Below are 11,596 nucleotides of genomic sequence, written 5' to 3' on the forward strand. Positions count from 1 at the left end.
AGCCCACCGCCGACGCCCTGAACGGGCGCGAGGCCACCATCCGCACCGGCAGCCGCCCCAAGGGCGTCGTCACGGTCTTCAACTGCCACTTCCTCCTCGGCGCCGCGTGGGCCGGCAAGGAAGTCCGTGTTCTGCACGACCACCGCACCATCGCCTTCTACGACGAGGAAGGCACCGAGATCCTCTCCCACCCACGACCGCCCCGAGGCACCAGATTCGTCCCGCGCAGCGGCCTCAAGCGTCCTGCACCGGACCAACCGTCCACGGACTCCTGAGACACGAAAAGTCCACACTCACCTGAGACATGAACCGTCCACGAACTCACGAGACATCACACGGAGTGGGGCGCGATCTGGCGTACCCGAGACGGGGGGGGGTTCCGCGGTTCCGCGGTGCGGAATCCGAATTCCAAAAAGTCCCACAACCTATGGCGTCGGTCACACGCCCCTGCTACGCTCAATGAGTCACGGCGGGCACCCGCACCATCCGACCCCTCGGATTCCGGGCGCTATCTACCAGGCAACCTCACAGCACATGCCACAGGAAGTCTGGTCGTCGGCAGCGCCCCGTGCTCCGCAGGACCGGGCTTCCCCAAGCGAGGGAGTCCCCCATGACCACCACCCAGCCCCAGCGGACGATCACGGACGCCGGCCGCCTGCACCTTGCCCGTGCGGTCCAGCTGGCCGCCCAGAATGTCCTCGACGCCGGCGGCCCGTTCGGAGCAGTCGTCGTCACCGCGGACGGCCAGATCTTCGACGGCGCCAACCGCGTCACCGCCAACAACGACCCCACGGCCCACGCCGAGGTCATGGCCATCCGCACCGCCTGCCGCGAGCTCGGCACTTTCGACCTCACAGGCGCCGTCCTCTACTCGAGCTGCGAGCCGTGCCCCATGTGCCTCGCCTCGGCGCTCTGGGCCAGGATCCAGAAGGTCTTCTACGCTGCCGGCCGGCACGACGCCGCCGCAGCCGGCTTCGACGACGCAGCCTTCTACGACTACTTCGACACCCCCGTGGAGCAGCGCAGCATGCCCGTCGCGGCGGTCGAGCCGGCGGGCATCAGCCGCACCGCCCCGTTCGAGCGCTGGGCGGAGTTCGCCGGGCGCATCGAGTACTGAGGCGGCTGCCATGAGCATCGAGCAGACTCTCACCGGGCTCGCCCACGACACCCAGCGCACGACGCCGCCCCCCGCCCAGGCGTCCGAGGGCACCCCGCGCGAGGCCCGGCGTCGTGGGCCCCGGGCGGTAGACCGCTTCTTCCACATCAGCGACCGCGGCTCAACGGTCTCCCGCGAGGTGCGCGGCGGACTCGTCACCTTCTTCACGATGGCGTACATCGTGATCCTGAACCCGCTCATCCTCGGCGGCTACAGCGCGGACTCGGCCGCCACCGACGTGGCGGGCGGATTCCTGCCCGCAGCCCAGGTCGGCGCCGTCACGGGGCTCACGGCCGGGGTGCTGACGATCGTGTTCGGCGTCGTCGCGAACCTCCCGTTCGGCCTCGCCGCGGGGCTGGGCATCAACTCATTCCTTGCCGTCGCCATGGTGAAGGACGTGACCTGGCCCGAGGCGATGGGCCTCGTGGTGATCAACGGCGTCCTCATCGTCCTGTTCGGCATCACCGGGGCGCGGACCGCCATCTTCCGGGCCGTCCCGCGCGAGCTCAAGGCCGCGATCACGGTCGGCATCGGCCTGTTCATCGCGTTCATCGGCTTCGTCGGCTCGGGCTTCGTCCGCCGCACGCCCGCCGGCCCCCCGGTCCAGCTGGGCCACGACGGATCCATCACCACCCTGCCCACGCTCGTGTTCGTCGTCGGGCTCCTGCTCATGGGCATTCTCGTTGCGCGGAAGGTCCAGGGCGGGCTCCTGATCGGCATCGTCGCCACCACCGTCATCGCCGTCGCAGTCGAGGCCGTCTGGCACCTCGGCGCGGCCGGCCCGGACAACCCGGACGGCTGGCACCTGAATACCCCGGTCCTGGCGGGGCAGCTCGTCGCGGCCCCCGACCTCTCGCTCGTCGGCCAGTTCGACCTCTTCGGGGCCTTCGGGCGCATCGGCATCCTCGCCGCGGCCACGCTCGTCTTCACCCTCGTGTTCACGAACTTCTTCGACGCGATGGGCACCATGACGGGCCTGGCCAAGGGTGCGGGCCTTGCGCACAAGGACGGGACGTTCCCCCGGCTCAAGAGCGCCTTCGTGATCGAGGGCTTCGGCGCGGTGGTGGGCGGGGCGGCGTCGGGCTCGTCCAACACCGTGTATGTCGACTCGGCAGCCGGCATCGGCGAGGGCGCCCGCACCGGCCTCGCCTCGGTTGTGACGGGCGGCCTGTTCCTCGGGGCCATGTTCCTCACCCCGCTCACGTCAGTGGTGCCGCTCGAGGTCGCCTCGGCCGCGCTCGTCGTCGTGGGAGCGATGATGGCTGCCCAGATCCGCGAGATCGACTTCCGCAAGTTCCACGTGGCCCTGCCGGCGTTCCTCACGATCGTCACGATGCCGCTCACATACTCGATTGCCAACGGCATCGGGGTGGGCTTCGTGACCTGGGCGCTTGTGAAGGCCGCGACCGGCAAGGCCCGCAAGGTGCACCCGCTCCTGTGGGCCGTCGCGGCAGGGTTCGTCGTGTACTTCGTCCGCGGGCCCCTCAGCGCGCTCCTCGGCGCCTGAGGGGCAGCGCCTGAGGGCCAACGCCTGAGGGGCGAGGAGTCAAGGCCCCGCATCAGACCGCGCCCGCGGACTCCCGGAGGTGACGCGCCGGGAGCCCGCGGGCGCACCATTGACCTACACGCTGTCCCCGGCCTCGTGCCGGGGGAGTCCGGCCTCACGCGCCGGGAAAGGGGGAGCGATGATCGAGCTCCTGTCAGCACTGCCCACATGGCAGCCCGCACTGCGCGGCGACCCGTGCGCGGTCGCGACCGTCGTCGGCGCGTCCGGGTCCGTTCCGCGCCCCGTCGGGACGTCCATGCTCGTAGCATCCGGGACGCCCGCGCCCCATGTCCTCGGGAGCCTTTCCGGGGGATGCGTCGAGGGGGCCGTGGTCGCCGCGGCCCTCGACGTCCTCGAATCGGGTGCCGCCGCCAGCGCACGGTTCGGGTACAGCGCGGAGGACGCGTTCGCCGTCGGCCTCACCTGCGGCGGGGAAGTCGAGGTGCATATCGCGCCGCTTCCGGCAGAGGTGCTCGCCTCGCTTGCCGCGCACGACGCCGGCGGTGCGGCTTCCGCTCCGGGCGTCCCGTGCGCCGTCGTGCGCCGGCTCGACCCCACGCACGACGGCGCTGGCGGGCTCGCGCTGCTGGGGCCGGCCGAGTGCGCCGGAGGAGAGGCGCTCGCCACGGCGCTGGAGACGCTGTTCCCCGGCGCCCCGCAGATGGCCGCGCGGGCGGCTGCCCTCGTCGAGCCGATCGTGGGCCGGGGGAGCTCGGCCGTGGTGGCCGTGGCGACGGAGGGTGCGTGCGAGCTCCGGGAGCTGGATGGACGGGGTGACGTCGGCGTCAGACGGGGTGACCTCGGCGGGGTGGTGAGGCTCCTGGTCGAGTCCCGGCTGCCGGCGCCCCGGTTCATGGTGGTGGGCGCGAACGACTTCGGCGCCGCCCTCGTCCCCGCCGCGCGGCTCCTCGGGTACCGGGTGACGCTCGTCGATGCGCGGCCCGCCTTCGCCGCCCAGGAGCGCTTCGCCTGCGCGGACGAGATCGCCGTCGCGCGGCCGCACGAGTACCTCGTCGCGGAGGCCCGTGCCGGGCGCCTCGACGCGCGGACCGCCGTCGCCGTCCTGAGCCATGATCCCAAGTTCGACATCCCGCTCCTGGACGCAGCACTGCGCCTGGACCTCGCCTACGTGGGGGCGATGGGCTCCCGGCGCAGCCACGAGCAGCGCATCGCCGCCCTCCTCGAAGCCGGCCACGGGCCCGTGGACCTGGGCAGGCTGCGCTCGCCGATCGGCCTCGATCTCGGGGCCGTGGCGCCCGCGGAGGTCGCCGTGGCGATCCTGGCCGAGCTCGTGGCCGCCCGCCACCCCGGCGCGGGCTGCGGGCCCCTGCGCGACCGTCGCGGCCACGTCCACGCGGCCCGCCCCGCCGCACCTGACCCCCAGGAGGTGACCCCCAGACGGGAGGGGGAGGAGGTGGTCTCCCCGTGGACCTGAACACCATCGAGGCCTACGTCCCGACCGCGGACCCCGACGCATGGCGCGAGGGCGACGCCTGGCTCGCGGGCGGGACCGTCCTCTTCTCCTACGGGAGCCAGACGCTCCGCCGCCTCCTGGACCTCACGAGCGCCGGCTGGGAGCCCGTGACCGAGGACGACGGCGGGATCACCCTCGCCTCGACCTGCACGGTCGCCCGGCTGTGGGAGCTGGGGGACCCCTCCGCGGCGACCACTGCGCGGTGGCCCGGGCTTGGCGTCGTGCGCCCGTGCTGCGACGCCTTCGTGGCCTCGTTCAAGATCTGGAACCTCTCGACCGTGGGCGGCAACATCGCCACTTCGCTGCCGGCAGGCCCGATGACCTCGCTCTGCGCGGGGCTCGACGGCGTGGCCGCCCTCTGGGGGCCGGGCGGCACGGTCCGGGAGGTGCCGGTCGTCGAGCTTGTGACCGGCGACGGCCGCAACGACCTCGCCCCGGGCGAGCTCATCCGCTCGGTCCGGCTACCGGCCCATGCCCTGCGCGCGCGGACCGCGTTCCGCCGCCTCTCGCTCAGCAACCTGGGCCGGTCAGGCGTGCTGCTCATCGGGAGGCGGGATCCGGACGATGCCTTTGTCCTCACCGTCACGGCCTCGACGAAGCGGCCAGTCCAGCTGCGCTTCCCCGCTGCTGCCGGGACGCCCGACGCCGGCCAGCTCGCCTCCGCGATCGATGCCGCCATCCCGGCCGGCCTCTACCACGACGACATCCACGGCGACCCCGCGTGGCGCCGCGACATGACCTACCGGCTCGCCGAGGAGCTCCGGCTCGAGCTGTGCAGCGACATCCCGAACCTCGCCGAAGGAGCCTGACGTGACCGACGAGAACACCGCTGCCGAACACCCCGCGATCGAGGTCAACGGGGTCCCCGCCGCTGCGGCGCCCCGTCCCGGGCAGTGCCTGCGGACCTTCCTGCGCGAGCAGGGAGCCCTCGGCGTGAAGAAGGGCTGCGACGCCGGCGACTGCGGCGCCTGCACCGTCCATGTCGACGGCCTCCCGGTCCACTCCTGCATCTACCCCGCCATGCGCGCCGAGGGGCGAGCGGTCACGACGATCGAGGGCCTCGCCGCGGCCTGCCCGGGGCACGGCCGCGGCCCGGGCGAGGGGCTCCACCCCATGCAGGGACGGTTCCTCGACGCCCAGGGGTTCCAGTGCGGCTTCTGCACCGCGGGCATGGTCATGACGGCCGCGACGTTCGACGACGCGCAGCTCGCCGACCTGCCCCGGAACCTCAAGGGCAACCTGTGCCGCTGCACCGGCTACGCCGCGATCGGGCGGGCCGTGCTGGGAAGCGCAGACGCGACAGCCCCGGCCCGGCCTGACCGCGGCGCCGTGGGCGAGGACGTTCCGGCGCCCGCGGGTCGGCGCATCGTCACGGGCGCCGAGAGGTACACGCTCGACGTCACCGACGCCGAGGTCCCCCGAGGGGCGGCAGGGCTGGCGCACCTCAAGCTCGTCCGCTCGCCCCACGCGCACGCCCGGATCCGCTCGATCGATGCGGCCCCGGCGTTCGCCGTCCCCGGCGTGCTCGCGGTCCTCACGCACGAGGATGCCCCCGATGTCCTCTACTCGACCGCGCAGCACGAGCTCGAGACCGACGACCCGGCCGACACCCGCCTCTTCGACACGACGGTCCGGTTCGTCGGGCAGCGCGTGGCGGCGGTCGTGGGCGAGACGGTGGCGGCGGCGGAGGCGGGGGTGCGCGCCGTCGTCGTCGACTACGAGGTGCTGCCCCCCGTCCTCACCGCCGGCGCCGCCCTCGCCCCGGGTGCCCCGCTGGTCCACGGCGACAAGGACGCCGCGGCAAGCGGCATCGCGGACCCGGCGAGGAACACGGTCGCGGAGCTGCACTCGGAGGTCGGCGACGTCGAGGCGGGCCTGGCCGGGGCGGATGTCGTGTACGAGAACACGTTCCGGACCCAGCGCGTGCAGCACGTCGCGCTCGAGACGCACTGCGCGATCGCCTGGACCGAGGGGGACCCCCGCGACGGCGGCGCGCTCGTGGTGCGGTCCTCGACCCAGGTGCCCTTCCTCGTCCAGCGCAGCCTCGCCCGCCTGTTCGGCCTGGCACGCGAGCGTGTCCGGGTGGTGACGGGGCGCGTGGGCGGGGGGTTCGGCGGCAAGCAGGAGGTGCTCACCGAGGACGTGGCCGCGCTCGCGGCGCTGCGCCTCGGCCGACCGGTCCAGCTCGAGCTCACCCGGGCGGAGCAGTTCCAGGCCACCACCACACGGCACCCGTTCGAGATCCGCGTCCGCGCGGGGGCACGCCGCGACGGGACCCTGACCGCGCTCGCGCTCGACGTCGTGACCGACACCGGCGCCTACGGCAACCACGGCCCGGGCGTCATGTTCCACGGCTGCAACGAGTCTGTGTCCGTGTACCGGTGCGCGAACAAGCGGATCGACGCCCGCGCGGTCTACACGCACACCGTCCCCGCCGGCGCCTTCCGGGGCTACGGCCTGAGCCAGACGGTCTTCGCGGTCGAGTCGGCCATCGACGAGCTGGCTGCCGGCATCGGCATGGACCCCCTCCAGTTCCGCCGCCGCACGATGGTGCGGCGGGGCGACCCCATGATCGCCTCGCACGCGGAGCCCGAGGAGGACGTGCTGTACGGCTCCTACGGACTGGACCAGTGCGTGGACCTCGTGACGAAGGCCCTCAGGCGCGGCCGTGCGCGGGAGACCCGAGAGCTCGGTCCCGACTGGCTCGTGGGCGAGGGCACCGCGCTGTCCATGATCGACACGGTCCCGCCGCGCGGCCACCACGCCCACTCGAGGATCGCGGTCCTCGCCGACGGGCGCGTGGCGCTCGACGTCGGGACCGCCGAATTCGGCAACGGCACGAGCACCGTCCACGTCCAGCTCGCGGCCACCGCGCTCGCAGGGCTCGGGATCGCGGCGGCGGACATCGTCCTCCGCAACGCCGACACCGCGCTCACCGACCATGACACCGGCGCCTTCGGCTCGACGGGCACCGTCGTGGCGGGCAAGGCCACGCTTGCCGCCGCCGAGGAGCTCGCGCGGCGGATCCGCGCCTTCGCGGCGGAGGCTCGTCTGCCGCTCCCCGCGCGCGACGGCGGTCTGGTCGCCATCGCCGCCGAGGCGAGCCGGCGCGGCGTCGTCCTCGAGGCCGAGGGCCGCTGGGGCGGGACGCCGCGCTCTGTGGCGTTCAACGTCCACGGGTTCCGTGTCGCGGTGCACCGGGGAACGGGGGAACTGCAGATCCTCCAGAGCGTCCAGGCAGCGGACGCCGGCGTCGTCGTGAACCCGCGGCAGTGCCGGGGACAGGTCGAGGGCGGCATCGCCCAGGCGCTCGGAGCGGCGCTGTGGGAGAACGTGCGGATCGACGGGACGGGCCGCGTCACGACCGACATCCTGCGCCAGTACCACGTCCCCACGTTCGCCGACGTGCCCCGCAGCGAGGTCTACTTCGCCCAGACCGCCGACGCCCTCGGCCCGTTCGGCGCCAAGTCCATGAGCGAGAGCCCCTTCAACCCCGTGGCGCCCGCCCTCGCGAACGCGCTCCGGGCCGCCACCGGGATCCGGTTCACCGAGCTGCCCCTCACCCGCGACCGGATCTATCTGGCCCTCCGGGAGGCGGGCCGGCCGTTACCGGCACGGCCGGATCCCGTCACCGCGTGACGCCGGAGGCCCCTGCGACGAACCCTTGACCCACGAGGTGGTATACCCGTAAGATTTCATATAACAAGAAGATGTTTCCACAATACGATAAATTACCGCGATCTCACTGCACGAAAGGGGAAGTCGATGTCCGCGAAAGCAAGCACCGCGCAGGAAGCGCCGGTCCTGGCGTCTGCGCCGAGGGAGAGCTACATCCCGAAGGTCACGAACGTCGACCCCGACTTCGCGATCCAGCCGGACCGGCACGACCGCGCACGGGCGGAACGTCGCTCGTGGCTCGGCCGCATTCCGCTCCTCGGCTGGTTCACCGCCCGCTGACCCCCGACGCTCCAGCCGCTCGCAGATCGCCTCCGGGAGGCGAGGGACGAAAGCCTCTGCCCTCAGCCCGGGCGTGTGCGGTCTGATGGACCCATGGCACGGAGTGAGTCGGCCGCATCGGTCCGCGCCGGGGCGGTGCCGGGCATCATCGTCAACGGCGTGCTGCTCTATGCGGCCAACGTGTGGCCGGGTTGGTGGTCGGTGCCGTTCCTGACGCCGAGCACGACGAGGGTCATGGATGCGGTCAACGCCGCGTGGATCGCGGGCCTGGTGGCCAACGCTGTCTACCTGCTCGTCGGGTCGCCGGCGATCCGGGCGCTCGGGGAAATGGTCGTGCTCGTCTTCGGCCTCCTCGCGACATTGCGCGTGTGGGACGCGTTCCCCTTCGACTTCGGGGACGGCTCCTTCGACTGGGCCCTCGTGGTGCGCATCGTCCTGGTGGTCGCCGTCGTGGGCGCGGTCATCGGGCTGATCGCCCAGCTGGTCGCGTTCGTGCGGGCGCTCGTGCGCCTCGGCGGGGGCGGCCGCGAGCTCAGGCACCCGTAGGGGACCTCGCGGCCCCAGCCCTCACGCACCCGTGGAGTAGTGCGGCTCGGCGACGGGCTTCGACTCGGCCGAGCCGCGCTCGCGGAGGAACACCGAGCCGCCCACGATCACGGCCACTGCCAGGAACTCGCTCTGCCAGTTCTGGAACGACTCGAACCAGAACTGGCTCGTGCCGAGGTACTCCCACACCGTGACGGCAGGCTGCCCGTGCGCCAGCTGCTCCGAGCTGTACTCCTCCGCGCCTCCGAGCGCGTGCAGCGCGAACGATGCGGCGAACAGGATGAAGAAGAGGGCCGAGAGCGAATGCTCGTACAGTGCCCGCACCCATCCGCCCCTCCGGACGGGCCACGGCGTCTGGGCGGTGACCTCCGCTGACCGCGGGTTTTGGTCCTGCGCGGCAGCCGTGCCCACAGGCTTCGACTCCGCCGACCCCCGCTGGAACAGCCAGGCGGTGAGGACCACGTACATGGCCATCTGGAGGAACTCCGATTCCCAGTTCTCGAAGACGGCCTCCATGAAGGCGCCCGTCCCGAGATATCCCCAGAGGCCCACCAGCGCCTCGCCGTGCGCCGCCTGGTCCTCGTTGTACGTGTTCCAGCCGGTGAGGGCCATGCCCACCAGGAACATGAGGAACAGGGCCAGATTGGCCAGCAGCAGTCCGTTGTTCTTCAGCGCCCGTCTCACAGGTCCTCCTCCCTCGCGCCACAAGTCTCCAGAGGCACTACCCCCGTGCAGGAGCGGTGAACCCGGGGTGGTGAATCCCGGGAGGCGGCGTGCTGATGCGGCAGCGGCCCTCCTCCCGCTCGGGGAGGAGGGCCGCTGCCTGGGACCGGACGCTATGCGTCGCCGCCGGCGTTCCCTGTCGTGCCCGCGTTGACGTCGAGCAGGCGGTACTTCTCGATCGCCTCGCGCGGCGCCCCCGCGGGAACCTCGCCGCGGCGGGCGAGCTCCTGGAGCGTGCGCACCACGACGGAGTGCGCGTCGATCTTGAAGAATCGCCGGGCGGCCGCGCGGGTGTCGGAGAAGCCGAAGCCGTCCGCGCCGAGCACGGCGTAGTCGCGGGGGACGAACTGGCGGATCTGGTCCGGGACGGCCTTCATGTAGTCGCTCACCGCCACCACGGGTCCGGACGTTGTTGCGAGCTGCCGGGTCACGAAGGGAACGGGGGCCTCGAGCTCCGGGTGGAGGAACGCCTGCTCCTCGGCGGCGAGGCCCTCCCGGCGCAGCTCGGTCCAGCTCGTCACGCTCCACACGTCCGCGGCCACGCCCCAGTCCTCGGCGAGGATCTGCCGGGCCTCGAGCGCCCACGGCACCGCGACGCCCGAGGCGAGCACCTGCGCCCGGGGAGCGTCGGCACCGAGTCGGGTGAATGCGGAACCAGCGTCGTCCGCGGCGGTGTCGCCGCCCTCGCCGGGGGCGGGCAGCGGAAGCCGGTACATCCCGCGCAGCAGCGAGTCGACATCGAGGCCCGCCGGTTCCGCGGGCTGGACGATCGGCTCGTTGTAGACGGTGAGGTAGTACATGACGTTGGGGTCCTCATGGGCGCCCCCGTACATCCGCTCGAGGCCCGCGCGCACGATGTGCCCGATCTCGTACCCGAAGGCGGGGTCGTACGCGACGACCGCGGGGTTCGTCGAGGCCAGGAGCGGGGAGTGCCCGTCCGCGTGCTGGAGTCCCTCGCCCGTGAGCGTGGTCCGACCGGCCGTCGCGCCGATGACGAACCCCCGGGCCATCTGGTCCGCCGCGGCCCAGAAGGAGTCGCCGGTGCGCTGGAAGCCGAACATCGAGTAGAACACGTAGACGGGCACGAGCGGCTCGCCGTGGGTCGCATAGGAGGTGCCGGCCGCTGTGAACGCCGCCACCGCGCCGGCCTCGTTGATGCCGGGGTGGATGAGCTGGCCGGCAGGGGACTCCTTGTACGCGAGCACGAGGTCCCGGTCCACCGAGAGGTAGTTCTGGCCCTTCGGGTTGTAGATCTTCGCGGTCGGGAAGAACGCGTCCATGCCGAAGGTCCGGCTCTCGTCCGGGACGATCGGCACGATCCGGGAGCCGAACTCCTTGTCCCGCATGACGTCCTTGAGCAGGCGGACGAAGGACATCGTCGTGGCCGCCTGCTGCTTCCCGGAGCCGCGCTTGGCGATCTCGTAGGCCTTCTCGGAGGGCAGCGCGACGGCGCGGTGCTCCTTGCGCCGCTGCGGCACCGACCCGCCGAGCTCGCCCCGGCGGGCGAGGAGGTAGCGGATCTCCGGGGCGTCGGGGCCAGGGTGGTAGTACGGCGGCTCGTAGGGGTTCGCCTCGAGCTGCTCGTCCGTGATCGGGATCCGCAGGTGGTCGCGGAAGTCCTTGAGGTCCTGCAGGGTCATCTTCTTCATCTGGTGGGTCGCGTTGCGGCCCTCGAAGTGCGGACCCAGGCCGTACCCCTTGACAGTCTTGGCGAGGATGACGGTGGGCTGTCCCTTGTGCTCGACGGCCGCCCGGTAGGCCGCGTAGACCTTGTGGTAGTCGTGGCCGCCGCGCTTGAGGTTCCAGATCTGCTCGTCCGTGAGGTCCGCGACGAGTTCCTTCGTCTCCGGCGACTTGCCGAAGAAGTGGTCCCTCACGAACGCGCCGTTCTCCGCCTTGTAGGTCTGGTAGTCGCCGTCGGGGGTCTCGTTCATGATGCGCACGAGGTGCCCCTCGCGGTCCTTGGACAGGAGCGAGTCCCACTCGCGGCCCCAGACGACCTTGATGACGTTCCAGCCAGCGCCGCGGAAGAACGCCTCGAGCTCCTGCATGACCTTCCCGTTGCCGCGCACCGGGCCGTCGAGGCGCTGCAGGTTGCAGTTGACCACGAAGGTGAGGTTGTCCAGGTTCTCGTTGGCGGCGAGCTGGAGCAGGCCGCGGGACTCGGGCTCGTCCATCTCGCCGTCGCCGAGGA

Annotated in this window: 9 protein-coding genes and 1 pseudogene; 8 read left to right on the forward strand and 2 right to left on the reverse strand. The window is 72.1% G+C overall.

Annotated elements, in window-relative coordinates:
* The 8 genes and pseudogenes from CGQ25_RS12760 to CGQ25_RS12795 all read left to right on the forward strand — a co-directional run.
* Nucleotides 1-275, forward strand: a pseudogene (locus CGQ25_RS12760) (hypothetical protein); the annotation flags it as partial.
* Between the two features lie 335 nt (nt 276-610).
* The gene (locus CGQ25_RS12765; protein ID WP_208710259.1) at nt 611-1,117 is read left to right on the forward strand and encodes a nucleoside deaminase; all 507 of its coding nucleotides are present in this window, start codon (nt 611-613) and stop codon (nt 1,115-1,117) included.
* 10 nt (nt 1,118-1,127) lie between these two features.
* Nucleotides 1,128-2,663, forward strand: coding sequence for an NCS2 family permease (locus tag CGQ25_RS12770; protein ID WP_208710260.1), 1,536 nt, complete (start codon nt 1,128-1,130; stop codon nt 2,661-2,663).
* Nucleotides 2,664-2,841: 178 nt separating this feature from the next.
* Nucleotides 2,842-4,137, forward strand: a complete 1,296-nt coding sequence (locus CGQ25_RS12775) for an XdhC family protein (RefSeq protein ID WP_208710261.1) — start codon at nt 2,842-2,844, stop codon at nt 4,135-4,137.
* Complete coding sequence (locus CGQ25_RS12780; RefSeq protein WP_208710262.1) at nt 4,128-4,985, forward strand: FAD binding domain-containing protein; 858 nt, start codon at nt 4,128-4,130, stop codon at nt 4,983-4,985. Before CGQ25_RS12775 ends, CGQ25_RS12780 begins: the two co-directional genes overlap by 10 nt.
* Before the next feature lies 1 nt (nt 4,986).
* Nucleotides 4,987-7,815: a molybdopterin cofactor-binding domain-containing protein gene (locus CGQ25_RS12785; protein ID WP_208710263.1), complete on the forward strand. Its 2,829-nt coding sequence runs from the start codon at nt 4,987-4,989 to the stop codon at nt 7,813-7,815.
* Nucleotides 7,816-7,941: 126 nt separating this feature from the next.
* Nucleotides 7,942-8,133 carry a hypothetical protein gene (locus tag CGQ25_RS12790; protein ID WP_208710264.1) on the forward strand — a complete coding sequence of 64 codons (192 nt, stop codon included), beginning with the start codon at nt 7,942-7,944 and terminating at the stop codon, nt 8,131-8,133.
* 93 nt (nt 8,134-8,226) lie between these two features.
* Entirely contained in the window at nt 8,227-8,679 is a 453-nt protein-coding gene (locus tag CGQ25_RS12795) for a hypothetical protein (RefSeq protein WP_208710265.1), read from the forward strand.
* Between the two features lie 21 nt (nt 8,680-8,700).
* Here the strand turns inward: CGQ25_RS12795 and CGQ25_RS12800 are convergent, their stop codons facing one another.
* Both CGQ25_RS12800 and aceE read right to left on the reverse strand, forming a co-directional pair.
* The gene (locus tag CGQ25_RS12800) at nt 8,701-9,363 is read right to left on the reverse strand and encodes a DUF6766 family protein (protein ID WP_208710266.1); all 663 of its coding nucleotides are present in this window, start codon (nt 9,361-9,363) and stop codon (nt 8,701-8,703) included.
* 152 nt (nt 9,364-9,515) lie between these two features.
* A partial coding sequence (aceE, locus tag CGQ25_RS12805; protein WP_208710267.1) for a pyruvate dehydrogenase (acetyl-transferring), homodimeric type occupies nt 9,516-11,596 on the reverse strand: 2,081 nt, incomplete at its 5' end.

This window comes from Sinomonas sp. R1AF57, from assembly GCF_002224485.1.
Classification (GTDB): domain Bacteria; phylum Actinomycetota; class Actinomycetes; order Actinomycetales; family Micrococcaceae; genus Sinomonas; species Sinomonas flava.

Excerpts from the sequence above, each read along its gene's own strand:
- CGQ25_RS12765 (WP_208710259.1), top strand. The coding sequence starts at position 611 with ATGACCACCACCCAGCCCCAGCGGACGATCACGGACGCCGGCCGCCTG.
- CGQ25_RS12770 (WP_208710260.1), top strand. The coding sequence starts at position 1,128 with ATGAGCATCGAGCAGACTCTCACCGGGCTCGCCCACGACACCCAGCGC.
- CGQ25_RS12775 (WP_208710261.1), top strand. The coding sequence starts at position 2,842 with ATGATCGAGCTCCTGTCAGCACTGCCCACATGGCAGCCCGCACTGCGC.
- CGQ25_RS12790 (WP_208710264.1), top strand. The coding sequence starts at position 7,942 with ATGTCCGCGAAAGCAAGCACCGCGCAGGAAGCGCCGGTCCTGGCGTCT.
- CGQ25_RS12795 (WP_208710265.1), top strand. The coding sequence starts at position 8,227 with ATGGCACGGAGTGAGTCGGCCGCATCGGTCCGCGCCGGGGCGGTGCCG.